Source organism: Paenibacillus elgii NBRC 100335 (assembly GCF_004000865.1).
Classification (GTDB): domain Bacteria; phylum Bacillota; class Bacilli; order Paenibacillales; family NBRC-103111; genus Paenibacillus_G; species Paenibacillus_G elgii.
Window position 1 is genome coordinate 103,514 of record NZ_BIMB01000015.1, and the last position, 24,296, is coordinate 127,809.

At 57.0% G+C, this 24,296-nt stretch carries 23 protein-coding genes; 8 read left to right on the forward strand and 15 right to left on the reverse strand.

All coding sequences use genetic code 11. The features are described from left to right. Window positions 1–35: 35 nt before the first annotated feature. Complete coding sequence (locus PEL01S_RS13835; RefSeq protein WP_063181055.1) at window positions 36–314, reverse strand: DUF3784 domain-containing protein; 279 nt, start codon at window positions 312–314, stop codon at window positions 36–38. 105 nt (window positions 315–419) lie between these two features. Between PEL01S_RS13835 and PEL01S_RS13840 the strand changes: the two genes are divergently transcribed. After that, window positions 420–1,511, forward strand: coding sequence for a M24 family metallopeptidase (locus PEL01S_RS13840; protein ID WP_127460691.1), 1,092 nt, complete (start codon window positions 420–422; stop codon window positions 1,509–1,511). An 82-nt stretch (window positions 1,512–1,593) separates the two neighbouring features. On the opposite strand, the gene PEL01S_RS13845 is transcribed toward PEL01S_RS13840, so the two are convergent. Further along, window positions 1,594–3,327: a sensor histidine kinase gene (locus PEL01S_RS13845; RefSeq protein WP_127460692.1), complete on the reverse strand. Its 1,734-nt coding sequence runs from the start codon at window positions 3,325–3,327 to the stop codon at window positions 1,594–1,596. Beyond that, complete coding sequence (locus PEL01S_RS13850; protein WP_127460693.1) at window positions 3,324–4,049, reverse strand: response regulator transcription factor; 726 nt, start codon at window positions 4,047–4,049, stop codon at window positions 3,324–3,326. The genes PEL01S_RS13845 and PEL01S_RS13850 overlap by 4 nt, the downstream gene beginning before the upstream one ends. Before the next feature lie 169 nt (window positions 4,050–4,218). On the opposite strand from PEL01S_RS13850, the gene PEL01S_RS13855 reads away from it, so the two are divergent. The 3 genes from PEL01S_RS13855 (at window position 4,219) to PEL01S_RS13865 (ending at window position 6,709) form a co-directional block, all read left to right on the forward strand. Further along, window positions 4,219–4,905 carry an ABC transporter permease gene (locus tag PEL01S_RS13855; RefSeq protein WP_063181063.1) on the forward strand — a complete coding sequence of 229 codons (687 nt, stop codon included), beginning with the start codon at window positions 4,219–4,221 and terminating at the stop codon, window positions 4,903–4,905. After that, window positions 4,905–5,819 (forward strand): ABC transporter ATP-binding protein, encoded by a 915-nt coding sequence (locus tag PEL01S_RS13860; RefSeq protein ID WP_127460694.1) that lies wholly within the window; start codon window positions 4,905–4,907, stop codon window positions 5,817–5,819. Before PEL01S_RS13855 ends, PEL01S_RS13860 begins: the two co-directional genes overlap by 1 nt. 104 nt (window positions 5,820–5,923) lie before the next feature. Next, complete coding sequence (locus tag PEL01S_RS13865) at window positions 5,924–6,709, forward strand: endonuclease/exonuclease/phosphatase family protein (protein ID WP_127460695.1); 786 nt, start codon at window positions 5,924–5,926, stop codon at window positions 6,707–6,709. Window positions 6,710–6,836: 127 nt separating this feature from the next. On the opposite strand, the gene PEL01S_RS13870 is transcribed toward PEL01S_RS13865, so the two are convergent. The 7 genes from PEL01S_RS13870 to PEL01S_RS13900 all read right to left on the reverse strand — a co-directional run bounded on the left by PEL01S_RS13870 (window position 6,837) and on the right by PEL01S_RS13900 (window position 15,921). After that, window positions 6,837–7,706: a carbohydrate ABC transporter permease gene (locus PEL01S_RS13870; RefSeq protein ID WP_127460696.1), complete on the reverse strand. Its 870-nt coding sequence runs from the start codon at window positions 7,704–7,706 to the stop codon at window positions 6,837–6,839. Between the two features lie 12 nt (window positions 7,707–7,718). Beyond that, window positions 7,719–8,603, reverse strand: a complete 885-nt coding sequence (locus tag PEL01S_RS13875) for a carbohydrate ABC transporter permease (RefSeq protein ID WP_010500152.1) — start codon at window positions 8,601–8,603, stop codon at window positions 7,719–7,721. A gap of 78 nt (window positions 8,604–8,681) precedes the next feature. After that, window positions 8,682–10,085, reverse strand: coding sequence for an extracellular solute-binding protein (locus PEL01S_RS13880; protein WP_127460697.1), 1,404 nt, complete (start codon window positions 10,083–10,085; stop codon window positions 8,682–8,684). Window positions 10,086–10,208: 123 nt separating this feature from the next. Further along, window positions 10,209–11,471: an extracellular solute-binding protein gene (locus tag PEL01S_RS13885; RefSeq protein ID WP_127460698.1), complete on the reverse strand. Its 1,263-nt coding sequence runs from the start codon at window positions 11,469–11,471 to the stop codon at window positions 10,209–10,211. Window positions 11,472–11,522: 51 nt separating this feature from the next. Beyond that, a complete protein-coding gene (locus tag PEL01S_RS13890; protein WP_127460699.1) occupies window positions 11,523–12,509 on the reverse strand; it encodes a substrate-binding domain-containing protein in 987 nt (328 codons plus the stop codon). A gap of 14 nt (window positions 12,510–12,523) precedes the next feature. After that, window positions 12,524–14,299 (reverse strand): cache domain-containing sensor histidine kinase, encoded by a 1,776-nt coding sequence (locus PEL01S_RS13895; protein WP_127460700.1) that lies wholly within the window; start codon window positions 14,297–14,299, stop codon window positions 12,524–12,526. After that, window positions 14,296–15,921 carry a response regulator transcription factor gene (locus tag PEL01S_RS13900; protein WP_127460701.1) on the reverse strand — a complete coding sequence of 542 codons (1,626 nt, stop codon included), beginning with the start codon at window positions 15,919–15,921 and terminating at the stop codon, window positions 14,296–14,298. Before PEL01S_RS13900 ends, PEL01S_RS13895 begins: the two co-directional genes overlap by 4 nt. Window positions 15,922–16,208: 287 nt before the next feature. Here PEL01S_RS13900 and PEL01S_RS13905 point away from each other — a divergent pair, with 287 nt between their 5' ends. Continuing rightward, window positions 16,209–16,625 (forward strand): hypothetical protein, encoded by a 417-nt coding sequence (locus PEL01S_RS13905; RefSeq protein WP_127460702.1) that lies wholly within the window; start codon window positions 16,209–16,211, stop codon window positions 16,623–16,625. Window positions 16,626–16,779: 154 nt separating this feature from the next. Here PEL01S_RS13905 and PEL01S_RS13910 read toward each other — a convergent pair whose 3' ends face one another. From PEL01S_RS13910 to PEL01S_RS13930, 5 genes are all read right to left on the reverse strand, one after another. Next, window positions 16,780–17,508 (reverse strand): GntR family transcriptional regulator, encoded by a 729-nt coding sequence (locus PEL01S_RS13910; RefSeq protein ID WP_127460703.1) that lies wholly within the window; start codon window positions 17,506–17,508, stop codon window positions 16,780–16,782. A 69-nt stretch (window positions 17,509–17,577) separates the two neighbouring features. Then, on the reverse strand, window positions 17,578–18,360 hold the full coding sequence (gene frlD / locus PEL01S_RS13915) for a fructoselysine 6-kinase (protein ID WP_127460704.1): 783 nt from the start codon (window positions 18,358–18,360) through the stop codon (window positions 17,578–17,580). A gap of 63 nt (window positions 18,361–18,423) precedes the next feature. Then, a complete protein-coding gene (locus tag PEL01S_RS13920; RefSeq protein WP_127460705.1) occupies window positions 18,424–19,446 on the reverse strand; it encodes an SIS domain-containing protein in 1,023 nt (340 codons plus the stop codon). Between the two features lie 79 nt (window positions 19,447–19,525). Beyond that, window positions 19,526–20,884: an amino acid permease gene (locus PEL01S_RS13925; protein ID WP_127460706.1), complete on the reverse strand. Its 1,359-nt coding sequence runs from the start codon at window positions 20,882–20,884 to the stop codon at window positions 19,526–19,528. Between the two features lie 31 nt (window positions 20,885–20,915). Continuing rightward, complete coding sequence (locus tag PEL01S_RS13930; RefSeq protein WP_127460707.1) at window positions 20,916–21,740, reverse strand: sugar phosphate isomerase/epimerase family protein; 825 nt, start codon at window positions 21,738–21,740, stop codon at window positions 20,916–20,918. Between the two features lie 324 nt (window positions 21,741–22,064). Between PEL01S_RS13930 and PEL01S_RS13935 the strand changes: the two genes are divergently transcribed. The 3 genes from PEL01S_RS13935 (at window position 22,065) to PEL01S_RS13945 (ending at window position 24,238) form a co-directional block, all read left to right on the forward strand. After that, entirely contained in the window at window positions 22,065–23,054 is a 990-nt protein-coding gene (locus PEL01S_RS13935; protein ID WP_127460708.1) for a cation diffusion facilitator family transporter, read from the forward strand. Between the two features lie 67 nt (window positions 23,055–23,121). After that, the gene (locus tag PEL01S_RS13940; RefSeq protein WP_127460709.1) at window positions 23,122–23,862 is read left to right on the forward strand and encodes a metallophosphoesterase family protein; all 741 of its coding nucleotides are present in this window, start codon (window positions 23,122–23,124) and stop codon (window positions 23,860–23,862) included. Between the two features lie 100 nt (window positions 23,863–23,962). Beyond that, a complete protein-coding gene (locus PEL01S_RS13945) occupies window positions 23,963–24,238 on the forward strand; it encodes a hypothetical protein (RefSeq protein ID WP_010500168.1) in 276 nt (91 codons plus the stop codon). The last annotated feature ends 58 nt before the right edge of the window (window positions 24,239–24,296 follow it).

Below are 24,296 nucleotides of genomic sequence, written 5' to 3' on the forward strand. Positions count from 1 at the left end.
TTCGCCGCCCGCCGGGAACATCGTGCCATGGCCGATCACTCCACCATATTCATGTTCACATAGACAAGGAGGATGACATATCCCAGGATAACAAGGGGAACGAGTGCGTTGCCGTAAGGGGGGTTGAGCGCGCCGACCAAGATGAAGAGCACGCTGACGATCAGATTGAAGGTCCCGACGATTTTCGCCAGCTTCTCTTTATCGCGGACCCGGCCTTCGTTGAAACCGGATAAAAAACGGGTATATTTTTTCGCGCCGATCAGATAAGCTAAGAGATAGGTGATGAATCCCAGCAGAATGAGATGATAGTTCATAGGCAGGAACCTCCTCGTATCATCGTATATTCATAGCCTTTGATTTCATTATACCAAGGATTTGTCGCCCCGGCATGAAAACATGAAGGGCAGGGGAGATTGGATATGAACGACAGAATCGCGAAGCTGCAAACTTATATGGAGAGCCATGAATTGGACGCGGTGTTAATTACGCTGCCGAAGCATGTATTTTATTTGACGGGCTTCGCCTCGGACCCGCACGAACGCTTTCTCGGACTGCTAATCGCCTGTGGAGAGGAACCGACGCTGATCGTCCCGGCGCTGGACGAGGAAGCTGCGCGGGGCGCAGCTAAGGGTGTCGGCGCGTTCGCCACCCATACGGATACGGACGATCCGTACGTCGTGCTCAAGGGGCTGCTGCCGGGAGGAATCCGCCGGTTCGGCCTGGAAAAGACGCATCTGACCGTCAGCCGGTTCGAACAGCTGAACGAAGCGATCGGCGCTTCGGAATACGTCGATGTGGATGAGCCGCTCCGCGAGATGCGGGTCGTGAAGTCGGACGACGAAATCGTGCGGTTGAAGCGGGCGGTGTCGCTGGTAGAAGAGGTGCTGCGGCGCGGGCTGGAGAAGGTCGCACCGGGAGTTACGGAAATCGAAATTGTCGCCGAGCTGGAGTACCAGATGAAGAAGCTCGGCTCGGAAGGCCCGTCATTCTCCACGTCCGTACTGGCCGGTGAAAAGTCTGCGATGCCGCACGGAACGCCGGGGCTGAGAAAAATCCAAAGCGGTGAGCTGCTGCTGATCGACTTGGGTGTCTTCGCGGACGGATACGCCTCCGACATTACGCGGACCTTCGCCGTCGGAGATATCGACGACGAGCTGAAGCGCATCTACGATACGGTGCTGCAGGCGAATTTGCGGGCGATTGAGGCGACTAGGCCCGGAGTGACGTACGCCAGCATCGATAAGGCGGCCAGAGATGTGATCGAGGCGGCCGGGTACGGTCCGCAGTTCGTGCACCGGCTCGGGCACGGGCTCGGCATCGATATCCACGAGTTCCCGTCGATTCATGCCGGAACCGCCGATCTTCTCGTTGCGGGCGCGGTCTTTACGGTCGAGCCGGGCATTTATGTCTCGGGGCTTGGCGGCGTACGCATCGAAGACGACGTCCGGGTAACCGACAGCGGCGTAGAAGTGCTAACGTCGTTCCCGAAGGAACTGACGGTGATCGGGTAAACTGCATGAAGAAAGGTCTGCTTGCTTGTCCTTCGGACGGCGGGCAGACCTTTTTTTGTATTGGCGAATAAGCGTCTAAACCTTATGCTCCGCCAAAACGCAGCACGATCTCTGTCCCCTCGCCCGGCTCGCTGCGTACGGCAATCTCGCCGCCATGCGCCAGCGTCAACTGCTTGGCGATCGTCATGCCGAGGCCCGAGCCGCTCGTCGTTTCCTCCGTATTCGTGCCGCGGTAGTAGCGATCGAACAGCCGGTCCAGCGTCCGCGGGTCCATCCCCACGCCGTTGTCGCGAATCGTGACCGAGAAGCCTTGGCCGGGCTCTGCTTTTACCGCAATGTCGATCGCCGTCTGCGCAGGATTGTGCTTGATCGCATTGGAGATCATATTGTCGACGATGCGGGTGAACCATTTGCGGTCGATCGGATACGTGACCGGGCTGCCCGAAGGGGAGAACGTGATGGCGTAGGAGGCCGCCTGCGGATCGTTCATAAAGGCGACGACCGCCCGGCGCACGACCTCGTTTACGTCCGAAGGCTTCCGGTCGAGCGGCAGCGCGTTGTTTTTCAAGCGGTACGTCAGGCTTAAATCCTCGATCAGCTCCGACATGAAATCGGACTTCTCGCGTAGGGTGCGGCCAATCGTCTGCAGCTCCTCCCCGGACCAGGAGTATGGGGCCGATTCGAGCACATGCGCGTAGCCGCTGATCGACGATAACGGCGTCTTCAAGTCGTGGGATACGCCGGTAATCCATTCCTCGCGCGTCTGCTCCAGCCGGTTCCGCAGCTGCTCGCTCCGGGCAAGCTCCAACCTCAAGCCTTCGAGCGACTCGTTCACCTCCCGGAACAACCGGAAGGTCCCCTTCGGCTTCCTGAGCCGATTCCCGCTGCCGCGGGACTTCCCCTTGCCCGTCCGGGGCGGCTGCGCATAGTTCCCCGAAGCCAATTGCTCGATGAATTCCAGCATCGCCCGGAACGGACGGCCGAAGCGGACGCCGTAGATGTAGGAGAGAAGCAGAATGAATGCGGCCAAGCCGATAAAATAGGCGAGAAACGCATTCGAGATGATCTGATCTATCCCTTCTCCGGCCTCGGCGGCCATCCCGTCCGAGGTGCGGACGATCCACGTCTGCCGGGTCGCCGGGTCAAAGTGCACCGCTTCCTCCGCCTCCGTCTTCCCCGCAGCTGAGGCGCTCCCCAGCATGTCGCCGAGGGTGGCCTCCGGACGGACCGCTTGCTCCTCCCCGAACGCGTGAAGCAGCCGGCCGTCGGCATCGTAAATACTCAGCGAAGCCTGCTGCTGCCGCAGCGCCTGCTCACCTGCCGGCGATAACGCCCGCCCGTCGAAGGCGGGCAGCACCTGCTGTAGCGCCTCATCGGCTTTGCGCTTCGCGCCGTAGACGACGACGTATGTTTTGTCATCCTTCTCCACTCGATTGACGGTCAGCGCGTATGGAAAAGGAAGCTTTTTCTTCCAGTAGGCGAACAGCTCTCCCGGCGCGTACTGCCCGGGCACATCGGCGGGCGCCGCGGATGAGGCCAACACACGCCCCTCCGGGTTCACGATCTGGAGCCAGCCGCCGCGCTCCGGCAAGGAGGACGCCCACCCAGCATCGACGACGGGTTGACCGCCCTTCACGGCAAACGAAGAACGGAACGCCCCTAACCCCGGGAGACCTTCGGGATTTTGGGCGGCGTGCTTTTCCGTCTGCAGGCCGATGTAGACGATCAGGATGAGCGCCCCCAGCGCCATGACCAGAATGAACAAGACCAGTTGCGCAACGAATTGAAAGGTGAGCCTGCGGCTGATCCGGTTCATGGCAGCTCCTTCGGCGGGATGAGCTTATAGCCCAGCCCGCGGACCGTCACCAGGTAATCCGGTTGTCCCGGGTCCCGCTCGATGCGCTCGCGGATGCGCCGGATATGGACGATGACCGTATGATCGTCGCCCATGCTGTCGATGCCCCAGACCGCTTCATATAGCTGGTCCTTCGTGAAGATGCGGTTCGGATGCTTGCAGAGGTAGAGCAGCAGCTGGAACACCTGGGCGGGGCAGGCGACCGGCTTTCCTTCCACGCGTAATTCCCCGGCCAGCTCGTCGACCTGAAACCGTCCGTAATCGTAGACGAGCGTATTCGCACGGGCGGACTTGCCCGGTTCCTCCGCCTGCGGCTTGGAGCGGCGCAGCTGCGCCTTCATGCGCGCGACGACCTCCAGCGGGTTGAACGGCTTCGTAATATAGTCGTCACCGCCCATCGCGAAGCCGGTAAGCTTGTCCAGATCCGAGCCCTTCGCGGTCACGAACAGGATCGGGGCATCCGTCGTTTCCCGGATAAACGGGCAAATCTCGAAGCCGCTTTTATCCGGAAGCATCACATCGAGCAAAATGATGTCGTAACGCTTCTGTCTGCACCGGACGAGCGCCGCGGCGGCCGATTCGGCATGGTCGATGCGGCGGAAGCCTTCTTTTTTCAATACCATATCCAGCATCAGCAGGAGAGCCGGCTCGTCGTCCACCAGCAAAACAGCCGCTTCTTCCATATCTATCGTTCCTCTCTATTGTCCAAAGATGATCTGTCATTAAGTATAACGCTTCCGGGTTAACAGAACCTAAACGGCGCGGCACATGATTTATCTTGTCTTTATCCGGTGCTTCGCCGCCGTTTAGCTTCGCGGTGTATGCTGGTTGGAGTGAAGGGGGAGAAGCAAGATGTTAGCCATCTGGAAAAAAGAATTCGTGCAGTCCTTTAAAAGCGTGTTTTCGATCGTGACGATTGCGATTTTTACGGCGGTCTCTTATTATTTGTCCGATTTCATAGCGAAGAACAGCGCGGTGCTCGGCAAAGAGGTAGCCGAAGAAGGCTATGTCGGCGGCTTGGTGCTGCTGATTTATCTCTTTGGGTTTTTGTTTATGTTTTCCCTTTTCCACGATACCATGAATCGCGAGCTGGAAAGCCGGACCATCCGTTTTCTGGTAACCAAAACGTCGCGGTTGTCGATCGTGCTGGGCAAGTTTCTCGGTATTTTCACGTACTGGTTCGTCTGCTTGCTGGTGTCGTTCGGCATCATTACGGTGTTCGCGGAAAAGTTTTATTTCAAGTCGTTCGGCCAGCTGCTGGTGATGATTCTGTACATGGTGTCCATGTGCCTGCTGCTGTCCAGTCTGATCCCCAGACGCTCGATGTCGATGTTTAGCGGTCTGCTCGTCGGCTTGGCCATCCCCCTGTTCGGACTGTGGAGCCAGTTTTCCGACAAGCCGTGGTTGAAAATATTCAAGTACGCGACCCCGTACTATTATTTTATCGATGGCGGCTCTTGGGGTTGGGCGGTTGTATTGCTGATGGCGGCCGTCATGTTGGGCGGCTCCATTCTGCTGCTGCAAAGGAGGGATCTGTAATGCTCGCGATCCAGACGAAGGAGCTGAGAAAATCGTACGGCCCGCACGAGGTGGTGCGCGGCATATCGCTGCGGGTGAACCAAGGGGAAATTTTCGGCTTCCTCGGCCGCAACGGCGCGGGAAAAACGACGTTCATCAACATGCTGACCGGCATCGTCCGGCCTTCGGGCGGGGACTTTTCCATTCTGGGCACGCCTCATGGGCAATTGGACCGCGTCAAGCGGCATATCGGCGTGCTGCCGGATTACACGGAATTTTACGGGAACGATACGGCGCTTGAGCATCTGCGGTATTTCTCGGGTGTGAAGGGGCTGAAGGTTTCCAAGCGGGAATGTCTAGACGTGCTGGACAAGGTCGGCTTAAGCCAGGCGGCGTATGTGAAGACGAAGAAATTTTCGTTCGGGATGAAAAAGAAGCTGGGGGTCGCGCAGGCGATTCTCGGACAGCCCGGACTGATTTTTCTGGATGAGCCGACCTCCGGCATGGACCCCGAGTCGGCCTTGGAGATGCAGCAGCTCATCCGCACGCTGGCGGACAAGCGGCAAACGATCTTCATGACCTCCCATAATCTCCACGAAGTGGAAAAGCTCTGCACGCGCATTGCGATCATGAAGCGAGGCAACATCACTGGGCTGGGCACGATCGAAGAGCTGCAGCGGACGTTCCAGCCGGGCATGCAGGTGACGGTCAAGCTGGCGGCGCGGAGTGATGAGCTGTATGGGAAGGCGCGCGAAGCTTTGCAGCAGCAGGGTGTTTGCCGCATCCAGAGTTGGGATGAGCGGCACCTTACGGCGGAGATCGGGGACGAGGCGGACATTGCCGCCGTCATCCGCGTGCTATGCTCGCATGAAGTGGATATGTTCAGCGTACAAACGGCGCGTTTGTCGCTGGAGGACATTTTTATGCTCGATTAGCTCTTGCGGGATCTCTACTCATGGTAGACAATGGAAAATGGGAAAGCCCATCTGTGAAGATGCTTCACGCCGAAGCAAATCACTCATTGGAGGAGAATGCCGCGATGGAACTGAACCTGATGACGTTTAACCTGCGCGTAAATACGCCCGTAGACGGAAGCAACGCTTGGCCCTACCGCATCCGGCACGCAGCCGCTGCCATCAAGAAGACGGCCCCCCTTGTCATGGGGACGCAGGAAGGAACGAACGCGATGCTGCTCGACTTGGACCGGGAGCTGCCGGAGTACAGCCGGCTGGGCGAAGGACGGAGCGGTTCGACGAACGAGGAAGACAAGCTCCACGACGAATGCTGCGCGATTTACTACCGGCATGACGTGCTTGCTCCGGTGGCGAGCGGGCAGTTCTGGCTGTCGGAGACGCCGGACGTGCCGGGCAGCAAGAGCTGGGACAGCAGTCTGCCGAGAATTTGCACATGGGCTTGCTTTGAGGTGAAGGCGTCGGGACGCCGCTTCTATGCGTTCAACACGCACTTCGATCATCTGGGGCAGCGGGCCAGAGAAGAAAGCGCGCGCCTCGTGCTGGAGCGTATCCGGCGCTGTCGGGAGGCAGACGGAGTTCCGGTCGTGCTCACGGGAGATTTCAATGCCTTCCCCGACAATCCCGCGATCACCGCGCTGAAGGAGCGGCTGGCGGATGCCTTCGATATTCTGGAGGAGAAGGTCGGCCGGACGTTCCATGCCTTCGAAGGCGGTACGGAAGGTCAGCCGATCGATTACCTGTTCGCCACGGAAGGCGCCGAGTTCACGAGAACGATCGTACACCGCGAGCGTTGGGAAGGCGTGTATCCGTCGGACCATTATCCCGTCGAGGTGCACGTGCGGCTGCTCTAGGAGGCGATCCATGGGCGACCGGTACGCTCAACGACCCCCGATCCGGACACACGCCTAAGGTCTGCTTCTCGCCCTCAATCGGGCAAAGGAGCAGACCTTATTTTGTCGGGAAAATGTTCCCCGCATGTCATCCTTTCAGCGCCCCTGCGGTTAACCCGCCGGTAATTTGTCGTTGGAAGAGGCTGTAAGCGATGATGACCGGAATCATCGAGATGGCGAGTCCCGCGAACAGGGGGCCCCATTCCGTACGGTACTGCATCTCCCCTTGCATGATGGCGATCCCGACCGGAACTGTATATTTCGTCGGATCGTTGATCAGGACGGTCGCCATAATGTACTCGTTCCAGACGGTCAGCGCGTTCATAATGGCGACGGTGACCAGCCCCGGCTTGGACAACGGCAGCATGATGCGGAAGAACGTTCCGAAATACGAGCACCCGTCGATCGTAGCCGCTTCCTCCAGCTCCTTCGGCAGCGATTTGTAGAAGCCGACGAGGAAGAAGACGCCGAAGGGCAATATGCCGACCGCCCCTACCGAGTAGACCAAGGTCAAGCCCAGCAGCGAATTGGACAATTGCAGCGTATTAAGCAAAAAGACGAGCGGAATCAAGCCGAGAATCGTCGGAATCATCATGGAGGCGACGTAGATGAAATAGAGCACGCCTCGTCCCTTAAATTCGTAGCGGGCGAGCACGTAGGCGGTCGTGGCGGCCATCGCCAGCGAGAGCAGCGTGCTGCCTGTCGTGACCAGCGCCGAGTTGACGAAATAGTCGCCGAAGTGCGCGCGGCTCCAGACGTTGGCGTAATTTTCGAAGATCAGCGGGGACGGCAGATCCCACGGCTTTCCCTGAAGCACCTGCGGGTTATCCTTCAGCGAGGTGAAGAAGGTCCACAAGACCGGGTAAATGACAAGAATGCTCCAGACCAGAGGAAACAAACGGACGAGCGCTTTCGCTAAGCCATGTGCGGGTTTGCCTGCGGCGGAAGTCCCGGCCATACCCATCCCTCCTTACAATTCGATAGTTTCCCGCTTCAAGAACCGGCCCAAGATCAGCGTGGTCAGCAAAGACAGGATTAAAATCAGGACGCCGATGGTCGCGCCGTAGCTCAAGTGATACTGCTTGAAGCCCATCTGGTACAAATAGTAGCCCATCACCTGCGTCGCGTTGTCGGGGCCGCCGTCGGTCATGAGTCGGACGATAATGAACGATCCGTTCAGCGTGGTGATGACAATGTGCAGCACCGAGGTTTTGAACTGCTCCCAGATGAGCGGCAGCGTCACGTTCCAGAACTGATGCCACTGCCCGGCGCCGTCGATCTCCGCAGCCTCGTAGAGCGAGCTTGGAATCGCCAGGATGGAAGCGATGATTAGAATCATGTAGAAGCCGATCCCGGCCCACACGCTCGGCGGCAGCAGCGACCACATGGCGAGCTTCGCGTCGCCCAGCCAGTTCGTCTCAACCGGCTTGTCGGTGAAGAGCGACAGGAACGCATTGAGAAAGCCGAGCTGCGGATTATAGATGAAGCTCCACAGCACGCCGATGACCGCAACCGAAATGATGTTCGGGAAGAAGAAAACGACGCGGTAGAAGCCGTACTCCCTCAGCTTCAGCCGAGTCAGAGCTACGGCGAAGAAGGTGGCGATCAGCATGATCAGAACCACTTTCCAGAAGACGAGAAAATAATCGTTCTTGATCGCTTGGCCGATAATCTCGTCGGATAGCAGCTCCCGGTAATTGCCGAGCCCGATGAAATTCATCGTTTCCGAGCCGCCGGACCAGTCGAAGAAGCTTAAATACAAGCCGCGGAATAACGGATAGATCGTGAACACCAGAAACACCGCGAAGGTCGGCAGCAGGAAGGTCGTAATAAAAAGCGCGCGATTCCATTTCATAAGACATCCTCCACTGCTAGGGATTGGAAGAAACAAATCGGCAGGAAGGGTCCTGCCGATCGTTCCCGGGTCGAGACGCTATTTGCTTCCTCTGACTTTAGCGGCGGCTTTCTCCATGCGGTCCATCCATTCGTCCGGCGTAATTTTCTTCTGCAGCAGCGCGATCGTAGCGTCGCTCTCGGCCTGCTCCAAGTCGGCGTTCAGCTTGAATACGGGGGCGACGATGGTGTTGCTGCTGTTGAAATATTTCATGGCCGTTTTCACGACGCCGCTGGCGCTTGTCGCCTCCAGATCGGCCTTCACGTTCATGATGGCTCCGGTTAGCTCCGCCCAGCGGGTGGCCGTTTTCTTCGTGAAAATGAACTGTACGAACGCTTTTGCCGCTTCCGGGTTTTTCGCTTTCTTCGCGATGGCGATATTGCTTGTGTATGGAATGGCGATACTTTTGCCGCCCGGCTTCTGCATGACGGAAGGAACGAAGCCGAATTTGAAGTCGGCCGGGACGTCCTTCTTCATCTCGTTCTCCAGCCACAGCCCGTTCGGAAGCATGGCGTCTTTGCGCTGAAGGAAGAGCATTTGCGAATCGGTGTGGTTAATGCCGAAGGAGGCGTTGTCAAAATACCCCTTATCGCGCATATCAACCAGCTTTTGCAGCGTTTTGGCGACGGCGTCGTTCTTGAACGCTTTTTCCTTCGCCGCTTCCTGATCCTTCAAAATTTGCGGGTTGTCGCCGTTCTCAGACACGAAGCCGGAGTTGACCAGCCCGCCGACGATGTAGTACGGGTATTTGCCGGTATGGATGTAAGGATTGATGCCGGAGGCTTTGATCTTCTCGCTGGTAGCGAGGAAGCTGTCCCAATCGGTCGGCACGGTCCAGCCGTTCTTCTTGAACAGCGCTTCGTCGTAGAACGTGCCCCAGGAGCCGAAGACGAGCGGGATCGTGAAATTTTTGCCGTTGAAATCCTGAGGAGGGGCGATCAATTGGTCGGTCAGCTTGTCGCCGTCGACGTTCTTCGCGGTTTTCACCCAGTCGGAGATGTCCATGAGCTGGTCGTCTTTGACCATCTGGGCTTCGTTCGATCCGGCCCCGTCGATGTAGACGACGTCGGGCGGATTGCCTTGAATCCAACGCGGCTTCATTTGATCGTTGATTTGCGAGCCGGCCGATTGCTTGATTTTGAGATCCGGGTACTTCTTCTGGAACTCGCCGATCACTTCTTTCCACCAGGCGTCGCCGTAGCCGCCGACGAAGTATTGGATCTCGAAGTCGCCTGCGATTTTGGCGCCTTCCGCCGGTTTGGCGCCTTCCGCCGGTTTGGCGCCGTCTGCAGGCTTCGCTCCGTCGGCGGGCTTGGCGGCTTCGCCCGGCTTGGCCGTGTCGGCCGGTTTAGCCGCCGGAGCGCCCCCGCAGCCGGCCAGCGAAAGCGCGCAAAGCAGGGAGGCCATGCCCAAGGCCGCGCTTTTAGTCAATGCTTTTTTCATCTTTCGAACCCTCCTAAAATTAGGACCTCTAAGGCATATCTTGATTGCTTACCCTTATCTTAGGAGGTTTGGTTCGAAAGCTCCATTGAATATCTTCCAAGAGTTCTTTATTTTTTTACTGCGTTACTCGCGGCTTTTCGTGAGGGCGATCTGCTGAAGCTGATCGAGGGCGGCTTGGGGCGGCATGTGGTCGATCAGGACGGCCTGGCCCATCTTTCGCGTTCCGTCCATGACCTTCTGCCAGGCAGGGTGGTTGACCGGATAAAATTGGGCCGTCTGCAGCGCTTCGAGGCTGTCTTTTACATTCTTGTCCTTGGCCGCAAGCTTGTCCCCTACGGATTTGGTCACCGGTAGGAAGCCTTCGCGCAGAATGATGCTCTCGTAGCGCGCATCGTCGTACAGAAAGCTGATGAATTTGGAGAGCGCCTCTTTGTTCGTGTGATCCGTCTTGAAGGACACCAGCACATCCTGCACGCCGAAGGCGATAGGCGGGGTTCCGTCCTTGACCGGCATCGGTCCGATCCCCCATTTCAGACCGGGAAATTCTCTGGGAACGACAGATGGGAAATAATTGCCCGAAATCATCGTCCCGAGCTTTCCGTTCCCGAGAATGCGGTGCTTCTCGTCGCGCGTCGTGACGGTCGGCTCGGCATCGGTCAGTCCTTGATCGTACAGCGACTTCAGAAAGGTCAGCCCTTCGACGTTTTCCGGCGAATTGATCGTCCACTGCCCGTCCTTCATCCAGCCTCCGCCCGCTCCGAAGAAGAAGTAGGACAAGTAGGCTTGGCTTTCGTTGTCCGTCAAGTCCACGCCGAAGCCTTCGGCTTTGCCCGTCTGTTTGATTTTCCGCGCCGTCTCGACCAGCTCGGACCACGTTTTCGGCGGCTCGGTCAGCCCGATTTCGTCAAAAATGTCCTTGTTGTAATACAGATTGCGGACGGTGGTGAGATAAGGGATCGCGTATTGGGCGCCGTTCCAATAATCCATTTCCAGAAACTTGGGAAGAAGGTTCGCCTTCAGCTCCGGGGACAGAATATCGTTCCAGTCGTTGAGCAGGCCGTCCTTGGCGAAATGGGCGTACACGTTCGTGTTCAGCAGGTCGGGCGGCTGGTTCTTGCTGATCATGGTCGTATAGACGCCGTCGAGGATGTCCCAATTCGCCACCTGCAGCTCGACGTCAATGTTCGGATATTTCGCTTCGAAATCTTTCACGATGCTCTCCAGCAGCGGCCGCGTATCCGTGCTGTACTCCGCGGCCAGGAACTGGATCAACGCCTTCTGTTCCGCCATTGCAGGAGAAGGGGAAGAGTCAATCCCGCAGCCGGACAGCGGCATCAGCAGCAGCGCAGCCGATACGGCCGCTGCGGCGGGCTTCCGTCGGTTCATTCAGTCCACCTCGATTCTTGGATTGATCACCTGAGCCAGGGCTTGTTATCCTTACCTTTCTACAAAAGGGAAAAGCAGCTTTTGATTTTCCGGATCGTACATGTTCTCCTTGGTGACGACCGTCGAATCGATGTTGTCGCGCGGGTTTGCTTTTTTCCCGTCGATGAGCTCCACGGCTGCCTTTACGCCCAAATATCCGATGTTAAAAGGCTTCTGGACCAGTGTGGCATGCAGCACGCCTTCCTCCAGCAGCTTGATCTCGTAGATCGAAGCGCCGAAGCCGACGAGCTTGACCGAGGCGCTTTTGTTCAGTTCCTTGATCGCTTTGGCGGCTCCCAAGGTAGCCGTCTCGTTCAAGCAGATCATGCCGTTAATCTCCGGGTGGTCGGCGAGCAGCTGCTTGGTCGCTTGGTAGGCCAGTTCCTCCTGATTCGCGGCATACCGCGTGCCGACGACGGCCGCCGGCTGGTCGGCGGCGAGCGCCTCCCGAATGCCGTTTTCCCGGTCTGTGGCGGTGGGGGAGCTGCCCTTGTCGCTAAGGATCGCCACGGCGGGCCGGCCCTTGGTCATGGAGGCCAGCGCCCGTCCGGCTTTTCGGCCTGCGTCCAGATTGTTGCTGGCGATAAAGCTGTCGCCGGGATTGCCGTCCAACGGCGAATCGATCACGACCAGCTTGATTCCGGCCTGGCGCACCTTCTCCGCCACAGGAACGAGCAGGTCGTCGTCGGCAGGGGCCAGCACGATCGCTTGCGGCTTCTCCGCAATCGCTTGCTCCACGAGACCGATCTGCTCGTGCACGTCGGTTTCCTGTAACGGGCCGCGAATGTCCGCCCTCGCTTGAAATTCTTTGGCGGCCGTCTTCGCCCCGGCCCGGACCGTCTGCCAAAATTCCGTGCGGATATCGTTGCTTTTCATAATGACGATAATGCTCTTGTCCTTACCGCTTTCGGTCTGGACGGACTGGAGCAGGATGGCGGTATAGGCGCCCAAGGCCAAGAGGGGCACCAGCATCCACACGATTTTTTTATGCGTCTGCATCAGCTGCTCCTTTCCTACTCGCTTCTCGGGATCGTCAGCGTGACCCGGGTGCCCTTTTCCGGTTCGCTTTCGAAGCTAACGCCGTAGCTCGTCCCGAAATAAAGCTGAATCCGTTCATGAACGTTGGCTATGCCAACGCCCGTGCCGCGCTCCGTTCCCGTCTTCGGCACCAGAATGTGCCGCAGCTGGTCCGGCGTCATGCCGAGGCCGTTGTCTTCGATGGTGAACACGATTTTGCCGTCTTTCTCTTCGCCGGCGATGGTGATGAGCCCGCACCCCGGTTTATTTTTGATCCCGTGATAGATGGCGTTTTCGACGAAGGGCTGGAGCAAAATTTTAATCGTTCTGCAGGCCATAATGTCTTGGGAGACGTCGATCCGGTAATCCAGCTTTTCCTTGTACCTCATCTTCTGGATCAGCAGATAGCTGCGGATATGCTCGATTTCGATGAAGATGGGCACAAGCTCGTCGCTTTTGTTGATGCTGGCCCGGAACAGCTTGGCGAGCGCGGAGGTCATGAGCACGACTTCCTCGTGCTTCTTGCCTTCCGCCATCCAGATGATCGAATCGAGCGTATTGTACAGAAAATGCGGATTGATCTGCGCCTGGAGCACCTTGAGCTCGCTTTTGCGCTTCGTTTCCTCGTTGCGAATGATCTCGCTCATGAGCTCCTTCGTGTGGCCGACCATCAGGTTGAACGTGCGTCCGAGCTGGCCGATCTCGTTCTCCTGCTCGATCTCGGCACGGATGTCGAAGTTGCCTTTTTCCACCTGCTTCATCTTATCCTGGAGGTTCTTGATCGGCTTGGAAAACCGGTGCGAGAGCACGAACGACAGCAGCAGGGTGATCGCCAGCCCGAAGACGGCCAGCAGCAGGAACGAGCTTTGAATCGTGTGCTTGTTGGTGACGAGCTCGTCCGTGTAGGCGACGCCGACGATTTTCCAGCCGAATTTCGTATCGTGGACCGAATAGATCCGCGATTCGTCGCCGTCGTACGTAACGAAGCTGTCCGTATGCATCACCTTGTCGATCAGCTCGCTTTTCAGGTTGCTGTAGATCAGCTGCTGCTGCGGGTGGTAGACGATGTTGCCGCCGTTGTCGACAATGAACACGTAGCCCCGCTTGCCGAGGTTGACCTGACTGCAGATTTCGCTGATGACGCTCAGGTTGAGATCGACGAGAAAAATGCCTTCCCCTGCGATCCCGTCAGTGCTTTTCAACTCCCGGCTGAGGGAGACGACCCAGCGGTATTCGTTCTGGATCACATGCTGAACGTGGGAGGAGGAGACGACCGGCTTGCCGCCTTCCTGCTTCGCCTGCTTGTACCAGAGCTGCTCCTCCGGCTTCGCGTTCGGATTGAGGCTGGTGCTGCGCCGGTCCGACACGAACTTGCCGTTGTAGCCGAACACCATGATGGAGGCGATGTCTTTGCGGGTGTATAGAATCGACTGGAACATGTCCGAAATGCGCTTCTCGTATATCCGGCGGTCGGCCTCGCTGATGAACACCGTGTTGGAGATAAAATATTTGACGTCTTTGTTCGTTAGGGCCAGGGTGGAAATGTTCTCCATATTCGTGAAGTAGGACTGGATATTGGCGCCGACCTGCTTCATGACTTCCGAGAGGTAGGCTTGCGAATTTTTCTCTACGGCGTCGGCGGACAAACGGTAGGAGATGAAGCTGGTGATGCCGACGGAGACGAGAATCAAGCAGGAAAAAGCCGCGGCGATGCTGGAGCGGATGCTTTTGAATTGGAACAAGGGCGACGGCAGGCGGAGCACAGGCTTCATCGGCGGGTCTCCTTGGCCGCCGCGTTGTCCCGATATTCCGTCGGCGTGAGGCCGGAGTGCTTCTTGAAGATCAGGCTGAAATAGTTCGGATCGGCATAGCCGACCTGCGCCGCAATCTCATAGGACTTGAGCGGGGTGTGCAGCAGCAGCTCCTTCGCCTTGTCGATGCGCACCCGCGTCAAATATTCGACGAACGTTTCGCCGAGCTGCTGCTTGAACATGGTGCTGAAATAGCTGGTGCTCATGAGCGTATGCCGGCACAGCTCCTGCAGGGAGAGCTTGTCGTTCGCGTAGTGCTCGCGGATATACTCGGTGGCGCGCAGCACCTGCATGTGCGTCAGGCGGTTCCGCTGCTCGGAGATTTGCTCCAGCGCCAGGCTTAGAATGTGCGTCAGCCAGTCCTGGATTTCGTCCAGCGTCTTGAACCGGTACACGTCCGTCAGCCAATTGTGCTCGCCTGCAGTTGCGCGCGGTTCGTCCGCTCCGAGCTCCCGGACCGTATTCATCAGCGTGACGATCACCGACTGGATCTGCCAATAGCACGCTTCGATCGGCATCCGGGACGTTTTCAAGTGGGCGACCAACTGCTCGATCAAGCGGTGAACGTCTGCGGTCGTGCCGGTTTTCACGGCGGAGGCAAGCAGCCGGGTCCATTCCGCGCCGTTGTCCGGAGCTGCGGGCGGCTGCCCCTCCATATCGACAATACCGATCACTTGGTTTTTGCCGAGCAGCAGCCGGTATTCGAGCGCGGACAGGGCGCTTTTGTAAGAGAGGGGAAGCTGCTCCAGCGAGCCGCATACGCGTCCGACGCCCAAGCTTACGGTCAAATTCAAATATTTCTCGACAAACTGCCGGATCGTATCGGCGAGCTGGTACGCGAGCTCGTACAGAGGCATGGCCGCAAGCCCGGACACGATGGCCACGACGCGCTCCTCGCGGGTGCGGAAGGCGATGCCGTTCTCCTGACCCGAGATTTCCTGGACCATATTGTACACGGCGAAGCGCAGCAACTCCTGGTCCCGATCGGAGGGCAGGTGTCCGCCGCCGCCGAAATCGTCGATGTCGACGACCACCGCCACATAGTCGGGCAGAGGCTCGGGAAGTCCGAAATAGCGGAGCCGCTCGCGGATTTCCGCCTCCCCCATGGCGGTCGTCGCCCATCGTTCGAGAAAGCGTTCCTTCAGCAGGGGCAGGCTTTGGTTCAATTGCATGTGCAGCCGCGTCAAATCTTCCCGCTGGCGGGTTTCCTCGTCGAGCTCGCCTTTCACCTTCGTCAGCAGCGCGCGAAGATCGGCCGCTGTAATCGGTTTCAAAATAAAGTCATAAGCTTTGAGCCGCAGCGCCTGCTGCGCATAATCGAAATCGTCGAAGCCGGTCAGGATGATCACCTTCACGAAAGGGTACCGGGTCCGGATCAGCCGCGTCAGCTCCAGCCCGTCCATAAACGGCATGCAAATATCCGACAGCACGAGGTCTGGTTTGACCTGCTCTATCGCTTCCCACGCTTCCCGGCCGCTCGCATAATCGCCGACGAGCTCGAAGCCCAGCCCGTTCCAATCGATATGCTCCTTGATGCCCTCGCGTACGATCGCTTCGTCGTCCACAATCATGATTTTGTACATGCGCACCCCCGGATTTCCAGCGTAACTTTGTGTTGAGTGTACTGTAAAAAGGGAATTTCAGGCAAGAGGATTGTGCGCGCTTCTTCATTTTTTTGTAGAAACTTAACAGTTACCCGCCCGGAATTGATGGCAATCGACGGCAATCGAAAAAAATCCCCGTGAAAGAGTATAGACCGGTCGCGCAACCAAGATTTTACCGACGAGTGGAGGAATATGAAGAAAGCTTTTCGAAATAAATGGATAGAAAAGTGACACTTATTTCGGATTATTTATGGGAGACGAAGAGAATGAAAAAACGTTATTACATCAGCCTTGCTGCGCTTTTGATTCTCGCGGGATTTATCTTTTACAAGTATTACTATGCGAATCCTTACGCAGATCATAACATCGAACAAAAGGATCTATTAAATTCTTTTTACAGTGCTTTCAGAACGAAAGATTACGGGGCGATAGCGGATCTTATGTCAAATCACAATCCACAAATGGTGATTAGCGTAAGGATTTGGTACGGCGAGGTAACCGGCTTTCAGATAAAAGAAATTCGGAGAACTTCTGCTACGGAGAAAAAAGCAGTGGTATCTGTAACAAGCCTTCGGAATAACAAGCAGCATGTCAACACGGATTACCTTATACTTATAAAAGGTATAAACGGCTGGGAGATCAGCTCGTATGAATCCGACCTTGATTACAAATTGCCTGGTTAGTATCCGCATATATATCGAAGCGGCAAACAAAAAAAGAGTGTCGCAAAGTCCATGAAAATGGCTGAGGGACACTCTCTTATTCATACAGCTCGTGTGTAGACTTTCTGTAAGGATAGCTGGATGGAGGCCGTGCTAACCGGTAGGCGAATTCGCCTCATTTCGCGCGGTGCACGGTCAGATTCACCTTGTTCGTCTCGCACATGAACGTGGAGAGGTGAACCGGCCGGTCGTGCGAATCGTAGGCGATTTTGACGATGCGGAACAGGTTGGCGCCGACGTCGCATTCCAGCGCTTTCGCCAGATCCTTCGTCGCCCCGATTACATTGATAATTTTATCGTTGCTGTCGATTTCCGTTTCGTAATCTTGCTTCAAAATCTTGTACGTCGATTCGTCACGCGCGATTTTTTTCTCCAGATCGGGGAAGCGCGTCAGCGGGTAGTGGGCCAGATCGTAAAACAGCGGCCGCTCGTTGACATACATCAGCCGTTCGAGCTCAAGCACCGGGCTTCCTTCCTCGATCTGCAGCCGCTCGGCCATATCCGCGGTAGCCGGAATCACTTCGCTGCGCAGCGTGCGCGAATTGGGGATCATCCCCAATTGGTGGCTGAATTCCGAGAAGCCGCTGACCGACAGCAGCTCGTTCTGGAATTTGCTTGAGGTGACGAAGGTCCCCTTGCGCTGGATGCGGGTGAGCGTGCCGTCCTTGACCAGCTCCTCGATCGCTTTGCGTATCGTGATGCGGCTGACCTGATAGATGTCGCACAGCTCCGCTTCCGTCGGAATCTGCTCGTCGGGTTTGTATTTTCCTTCTTGAATATCGTTCTTCAGCATTTGCCGGATTTGCATGTATAAGGGCTGCGCTGTCGATGGGTTTAAGTTCATAGCGTAAAATCGACTCCATGTCGCCAATGTTTCTTCTCATTATACATGCAACTTTGCCGCGAATTCCAGCTACCAGGCCCCGAAATACGTAATCGTTTGCGTCGCGGCCCGCGTTCCTTGCTCCAGACAATGCGTCAGCGGAAGTCCGTTCATGATCCCGTGCAGGAAGCCGGCAATAAACGAATCGCCCGCGCCCATCGTATCCACGACGGCGACCGCTTCCGCCTCGCGGCGAAAATAACGCTCGCCGTCGTAGGCAAGCGAGCCGTTTTCCCCCAAGGTGGCGACGGCGACCCGGGCCCCGAGCGCATGCGTTTCTTTCAGGTAGCTGCGGATATAAGCGTCGTCCTGCGTATAAGAGAAGAAAGCGTAATCAACAAAGGCCGGGAGTCTCCGGGTCAAGTCGTGATGAAGCTGGTCCGAGAAGTCGAAGGAGGTGATCAGCCCCTTCTCCTTGAACCGCGGGAAATACGGCTCCGCGTGGCCCCAGATTCCTGCATGCACCAGCGCATGCCCTTCGATAAACCGCAGATCGGCTTCCGTCAGCACGAAGTGCTCCATCACCCCTTCGTGATAGTCGCCGAATTTGCGGTCGCTGCCGATCAGCTCGACGTAGGTTACGGCGGTTTGGCCTTCTTTTTGGTGCAGATGGCTGACGTCGATCCCTTTGTCCCGGATCGCCCGGCGCATTTGCTCGCCGTAGCTGTCGGTGCCGACCCAGCCGATATACGAAGCATCGCCCCCGAGCCGCTTTAAGTAGACGGCCACGTTCACCGGATTGCCGCCCGGGTAGCTTTCCTGCCTCGACAAATAGACGTCCATACAGTTGTCTCCGACGGTGACAGCTTTCATCTTCCCATTCGCCTCCTACAGGAGCGTAACCCCCTGTCCGGAAGACAGGGGGATCGCGCCATTCTAATATTCGACGACGCCGTAGTAACGGCGGTCATCGGGGTTGTGGTCTCGCGCGACGGCGAAGTAGTAAGAGAACCATTCCAGCGGCACGAACATGACCATCGGGGCCAGATCCGGATGCAGGCCGCCGGACAATTCCTGATAGTCGAACACGATGTGCTCGCCTTTGTACTTTTGCACGAAGCGCAAGGCGCGTTCCGTAATGTGGCGGGAAGCGTCGGTGCCGACGAGGAAGACGAACGGAACGCCGGGCTCGACGATTTCCAGCGGGCCGTGGCGGAACTCGCCGCTTTCGATCACCGCGCCGTGACCCCACATAAATTCCATATTCGTAATGACGCCTTCCTTATAAGCGAGGGATACGAGCGGTCCGGCCGCCACCGTATAGAAGCCTTTCCAGCTGCTGACCGATTCCGCCAGCTTCAGCGCTTTTGCTTCGAACGAATCGATATGGCCTGCCAGGACGCCGGGCAGCTTCGGAATATCGGCCAGAATGCGTTCGACCTCTTCGGACGGCTGGACTTCGCGAATCCATTGCAGGGCCAAGAAGTAGAGGGCCAGCAGGTGGCATTCCCACATCGCATGGGCGTTGTAGTCGATCACGAATTGAGCTTCGTCGCCGAGCGGATTGCCTTCCTTCTTGTTCACGACGCTGATCGTCACGGCCCCGGCTTGGTTGGCTTTCCGCAGCGATTGAACGACTTCCTCCGTCGTGCCGGAGTGGGAGATGACGACGACCGCCGTGGAGGCATCCAGAGCGCGGGGCGTATGGTCAACGAATTCCCAGCCGGTATACACGTTTGAGACAAGCGTGCTGTATTTGTCGATCAAATATTTGGCCGCGCCCCCAACAGCCTTGGAGCTGCCGCAGCCGACGAAGTATACGCGCCCGATCTTTTGCTGCGCGAGCTTTTGCGCGATGCCGGCAATTTTGGGCTGGCCTTCCCGGATGAAGGTTTCGACCTCGGGGATCATGCTCGACGTTACCAGAAAATCGACTTTTGTTTTGTCCAAATGCAGCATGAGTTCAACACGCCTCTCTTTTTTGTTTTATTTGTTATGTTTTGTATTATAACAAAATAGAATTAAAAATCAATCCAAATTAGGCTTCTTTCGGAATTTCGTCATGGACGATGTCGGGATCGCGATGAGAGCGATTTCTTTTTTCCCAGTAATGGTAAACCGGAAGGCCGGTGACGATGACGATCCCCGCCGCGAGCAAGCCCTGCCAAGGGGCCCAGGTGAACGTTCCCCATGCGAGCCACGTGGCGCCCAGAATCGCAAGAATGGTCGTCAGACGCCACGCCGGCATGCGGTACACGGGCTTGTAGTCGTCGCGCTTGCGGCATTTGTAGATCGCGACGAAATCCATAATGTTAATGGCGAGCTGCGTCAGCGTAAAATAACCGAGCAGCGTCGTCAGATCGCTTAAAAAGACGAGCGTGCATGCATAAACGACCTGAACGATGATGGAAAAGCTTGGTGTCTCGTATTTGGGATGCACCTGCCCGAACCGTTTGAAGAACAGCCCGTCGCGGGCCATGACGTATTCGAGGCGCGGCTGGAACATGATGCACGAACTGAGCGAGCCGATAATGACAATAATGGCAGTAATCGAGACAAACGACGAAGCGATATGCGCGAGCCCGGGAATAAACGAAACCGCCTCGGACACCGGTGCTTCCGATTTCATGAGCTGCTCGAAGGGCATTAAGCCCGTCACGGAGACGGCCAGCGTCGTATAGAGGGTCAGCACAATCAGCACCGAGCCGATCAGGGCGCGGGGGAGCACTTTCCCGGGATTTTTGATTTCGCCGGCCATGAAGCAGATCGCCGCCATGCCCGTATAGGCCCATGTCGTGGCGGAAATGCCGCCCATGAGACTTGTATTGGCCGTACCGCCCGGAGGGGTGTAGGCAAAATTGTCGGTATTCATATACATAATGCCGAGCGCGACGACGATGACGAACGGAACGATTTTGACCGCGGTAATCAGGACCTGGAACACGCCGCCTTCCTTCACGCTGCGGTAGTGGATCGCGGTGATGGCCAGAATGATGGCGACGGCCAGAAATTTTCCCGCGATGCCTGCGAAGAACGGGAAAAACACGGCGGCGTAGGAAACGATCGCAATAGCCATAATCGCAATCGACGGGGGATCGAGCGCCCAGAACGTGGCCCAGCCGTACAGAAAGGCGAGCGGGCGCCAGCCGGCTTTGTTCAGATACACATACCCGCTGCCGTTCTCGGGGTAAGCGGTCGACAATTCGCCCAGAACCATCATTTGCGGAATGGCGATCAAGCCGCCGATCAGCCATGCCATGATCGAGACCGTCGGGGTGCCGGATGCGCGGGCCACCTCGCCGACCGATACGAAGATGCCCGAGCCGATCGTCGTCCCGACGGCCAGCGCCAAGGCGGACCAGAATCCAAGTTTTCGTGTGAGACTGCCGTTGCTCATACACGATTCCTCCATGTTCAAGATGTTAACCCTAAGAAGAAATTCCCAACTGCCGGAGCTTGTCCAGCGACTTTACAATGGCTTCCTGCGGATTGGCGTAGTAGGGCGAGCCCATGATTTCCAGCGTGCAGCATCCTTGGTACCCGTGCTTCTGCAAGCTCTGCACCCAGCTTTCCCAGTTCAGCGCCCCGTCTCCGAGCGCAAGATGCGCGTCCGACTGACCGTCTCCGTCGATCAGATGGACATGCGGCAGGCCGCCCGGCGCGGCAAAGTAGTCGTCCGGCGTTTCCCCGGCCAGTTGCATCGCGACGGTATCGATCATGACGCGCAGGGAAGGGGAGCCGATCTCCGCCATCATGTTCCGGACGTCCCGAAGGGTCGTCATCAGGTTGGTTTCCAACGGCGTCAGCGGTTCCAGCACCAGAGTAATGCCTTCCGCTTCAGCGATTCGGGCCAGCTGCGCAATGGAATCGCTTGCAAAATTCCAAGAATCGGCGCGCGGCACGGCAAAATCGCCGATCCCCGACGTGACGAGCATCATCGGAGCCTCCAATTCAACCGCGGCATACAGGTTTTCCTTGAAATACGCCACGCTCCTCGCTCTCCAGTCTGGGTCCGAGGCGGCCAAATTATACGGGTAGACGCACTGCTCGGGAGTGTAGCAAACGATGTTCAGCTTTCGCGCTTTCACCTCCTTTCGAATGCTTCGCAGCGTGGAGAGCGGGTTTCGTCCCACATAGAAGTGAGGTTCCCCGGCCCATAATTCGATGCTGCCGATTCCCGTGCGTTCCATCCCGTCCAAGAAATGCCCGAACGGAAAATGACGATACGTAATATTCATGCCCGCGATGATCATGTGAGCAGCTCGCCTCCTGCATCGGTTTATTTGTTATGTTTTGTATTATAATTAAACAGTACATAAAATGGCAAGCGCTTTCTTCGGAATGTTTGAATTTTCCACACAGCCGGCTTCACGGTTTTGTCAAAAACGCATGGTCCTCTTAAACCGGCATGGAAATGGTCATACTGACATCATGGAACAAGGCGGCGGGTAAAATTTCATGGATAGCATTGACAGGGGATATGCAATGATGCATAATAATATATGAACACATATTCATATATTAAATATACGGTCGAACGCCGCAGCGGATCGTCCGTATCTTGGGAGGTACGACCTATGCACAGTCATAACCATAGCGCGCATACGCATAGCGGAGGAGCAGCTCATAAGCATGATCACAGCCATGGTCACGGTCATCACGGCCACGGCCACGGGCATCACCACCACGATCACGCCCGGGAAGGGAACAAAAAGGGCCTGATCATCGCTTTGTCCATTACAGCGGGCATTTTAATACTGGAGTTTTTCGGGGGGCTCTTCACGAACAGCCTGGCGCTGCTTTCGGATTCCGGGCATATGCTCAGCGATGCCAGCTCTCTCGCGCTCAGCTTGATTGCCCTCAGCTTCGCCGCAAGACCGGCTTCCGCAGCCAAGACGTACGGCTTTTACCGCTTTGAGATTTTGGCGGCGCTGTTTAACGGTATTTCGCTGTTTCTCATCGCCGGCTTTATTATCTGGGAAGCGTACGGCCGCTTCTTCAACCCGCCGGAAGTCGCCAGCGGCTCGATGATGCTGATCGCCTCCGTCGGACTGCTTGCCAACCTGATCAGCGCGTGGGCGCTTATGCGGAAGGGCGACGTGAAGAACAACGTCAACCTGCGCAGCGCTTATCTCCACGTGCTTGGGGACGCGCTCGGCTCCGTCGGCGCCATTATCGCGGGGCTGGTGATGCTGGCCTTCGGCTGGTATATCGCCGATCCGATTATCAGCGTACTCGTTGCGCTGCTGATTCTTAAGGGCGCTTGGGGTGTGATCTCCCATACCGTTCACGTGCTGATGGAAGGAACGCCGGCCGGCGTGAATCAGGAGGAAGTGAAGCAGGCGCTGGAGAGCATCGACGGCGTGGTAGACGTGCACGACCTTCACATCTGGACGATTACGTCGGGCCTCGATTCGTTCAGCTGCCACATCCAGATCAAGGACGATCGGGACAGCCAAGAGGTGCTGCAGCAGGCGATCCGGGTAATGGCGGAGCGGTTTAATATCCATCATGCGACGATCCAGGTCGAGAAATCGGCTATACGCCATGAGGAATTGCGGGTATAATCCGGGACATGGGCCGCAACGCCGTCTTGGCGAAGCGGTCTTGGTTTATTGAGACGGGAGGTCCAGGATGACTGATTCGATTGCCGTAATTTCGGATATTCACAGCAATATTTACGCTCTTGATGCCGTATTGGAGGATATAGCGGCGCGGAAGCTTCACCGGGTTGTTAATTTGGGCGACAGCTTGTTCGGGCCGATCGATCCGGTGCAGACGGCGCAGCGGCTTATGAATCTGGAGAATGCCGTCCATATCATGGGCAACTGCGATCGGATTTTGCTGGAGACGGAGGCCGATTCGCTTACGTTTCGGCATGTGAAGCCGCTGCTGACGGAGGACATCGAACGGTGGATCGGAACGTTCCCCGCCACGTGGACGTTGGAAGACATGCTGTTTTGCCACGGCACCCCGTTTTCGGACGAGCATTATTTGATCGAGGAGGTTACCGAGCACGGGGTCAAGGACAAAGACGCGGAACGTTTAAGCCGGGAGCTTCAACCGGTTGCTGCCTCATGGATCTATTGCGGACATACCCATGTGAGCAGAACGGTCCGGCTGCCCGACGGCAAAATGATCGTGAACCCGGGCAGTGTCGGTCTTCCGGCTTACGAGGAAGAGGCGCCTTATCCGCATGTCATGGAAGCCGGTTCTCCCCATGCGAGGTATGCGGCCATCCGGCGCACGAACGGTTCGTGGGCCGTGGAGCACGTGCAAGTCGCTTACGATTGGCACCGGGCGGCTACGGCTGCGTGGCAGAACGGCCGCGACGATTATGCGGCCGCCATTCGGACCGGGAGAGTTCACGGCTAGCCCGTCCCGGAAATATCGGCGACTCTCGTCCGGAACGAATAAAAACAACCGTTTCTTCCCACATTAACAGCAACCCTGTATGTGGAAAGGATGACCAAAAATGACCCGTTACGAATACGACACCAGCCTGCAATCGCAAAACCCGGTCTCGCAAGCGCAAAATTCGGTGGAAAAGGCGCATAACGCCGTAACTCAAGCGCAGAGCCACCCGTCCGCCCAAATGATCGAGCAGGCCGAAACGGCCGTGGAAAAAGCCGAGCGCTCGATCGCCCAAGCCGGGCATGACGAGAATAAGCCTGCCGTAGAACAAGCGGATGCGCAGCTTGCCGAAGACCAATCAGCTCTGCAAAGCTTGCAGCCGATGGAAGAAGAATAACGCTCAAAGCGAGTGTCAAGACCCGTTAACCCCTCCGCTTTTGGAGATGGGGTTGACG

Bases quoted from the DNA above. Each gene is read 5' to 3' on its own strand.
- PEL01S_RS13895 (WP_127460700.1), bottom strand. From the start codon at position 14,299: ATGAAGCCTGTGCTCCGCCTGCCGTCGCCCTTGTTCCAATTCAAAAGC.
- PEL01S_RS13850 (WP_127460693.1), bottom strand. From the start codon at position 4,049: ATGGAAGAAGCGGCTGTTTTGCTGGTGGACGACGAGCCGGCTCTCCTG.
- PEL01S_RS13945 (WP_010500168.1), top strand. From the start codon at position 23,963: ATGACCCGTTACGAATACGACACCAGCCTGCAATCGCAAAACCCGGTC.
- PEL01S_RS13860 (WP_127460694.1), top strand. From the start codon at position 4,905: ATGCTCGCGATCCAGACGAAGGAGCTGAGAAAATCGTACGGCCCGCAC.
- PEL01S_RS13925 (WP_127460706.1), bottom strand. From the start codon at position 20,884: ATGAGCAACGGCAGTCTCACACGAAAACTTGGATTCTGGTCCGCCTTG.
- PEL01S_RS13855 (WP_063181063.1), top strand. From the start codon at position 4,219: ATGTTAGCCATCTGGAAAAAAGAATTCGTGCAGTCCTTTAAAAGCGTG.
- PEL01S_RS13900 (WP_127460701.1), bottom strand. From the start codon at position 15,921: ATGTACAAAATCATGATTGTGGACGACGAAGCGATCGTACGCGAGGGC.
- PEL01S_RS13870 (WP_127460696.1), bottom strand. From the start codon at position 7,706: ATGGCCGGGACTTCCGCCGCAGGCAAACCCGCACATGGCTTAGCGAAA.
- PEL01S_RS13935 (WP_127460708.1), top strand. From the start codon at position 22,065: ATGCACAGTCATAACCATAGCGCGCATACGCATAGCGGAGGAGCAGCT.
- frlD (WP_127460704.1), bottom strand. From the start codon at position 18,360: ATGAAAGCTGTCACCGTCGGAGACAACTGTATGGACGTCTATTTGTCG.
- PEL01S_RS13885 (WP_127460698.1), bottom strand. From the start codon at position 11,471: ATGAACCGACGGAAGCCCGCCGCAGCGGCCGTATCGGCTGCGCTGCTG.
- PEL01S_RS13890 (WP_127460699.1), bottom strand. From the start codon at position 12,509: ATGCAGACGCATAAAAAAATCGTGTGGATGCTGGTGCCCCTCTTGGCC.
- PEL01S_RS13920 (WP_127460705.1), bottom strand. From the start codon at position 19,446: ATGCTGCATTTGGACAAAACAAAAGTCGATTTTCTGGTAACGTCGAGC.
- PEL01S_RS13875 (WP_010500152.1), bottom strand. From the start codon at position 8,603: ATGAAATGGAATCGCGCGCTTTTTATTACGACCTTCCTGCTGCCGACC.
- PEL01S_RS13840 (WP_127460691.1), top strand. From the start codon at position 420: ATGAACGACAGAATCGCGAAGCTGCAAACTTATATGGAGAGCCATGAA.
- PEL01S_RS13865 (WP_127460695.1), top strand. From the start codon at position 5,924: ATGGAACTGAACCTGATGACGTTTAACCTGCGCGTAAATACGCCCGTA.
- PEL01S_RS13905 (WP_127460702.1), top strand. From the start codon at position 16,209: ATGAAAAAACGTTATTACATCAGCCTTGCTGCGCTTTTGATTCTCGCG.
- PEL01S_RS13940 (WP_127460709.1), top strand. From the start codon at position 23,122: ATGACTGATTCGATTGCCGTAATTTCGGATATTCACAGCAATATTTAC.
- PEL01S_RS13845 (WP_127460692.1), bottom strand. From the start codon at position 3,327: ATGAACCGGATCAGCCGCAGGCTCACCTTTCAATTCGTTGCGCAACTG.
- PEL01S_RS13910 (WP_127460703.1), bottom strand. From the start codon at position 17,508: ATGAACTTAAACCCATCGACAGCGCAGCCCTTATACATGCAAATCCGG.
- PEL01S_RS13880 (WP_127460697.1), bottom strand. From the start codon at position 10,085: ATGAAAAAAGCATTGACTAAAAGCGCGGCCTTGGGCATGGCCTCCCTG.
- PEL01S_RS13835 (WP_063181055.1), bottom strand. From the start codon at position 314: ATGAACTATCATCTCATTCTGCTGGGATTCATCACCTATCTCTTAGCT.
- PEL01S_RS13930 (WP_127460707.1), bottom strand. From the start codon at position 21,740: ATGATCATCGCGGGCATGAATATTACGTATCGTCATTTTCCGTTCGGG.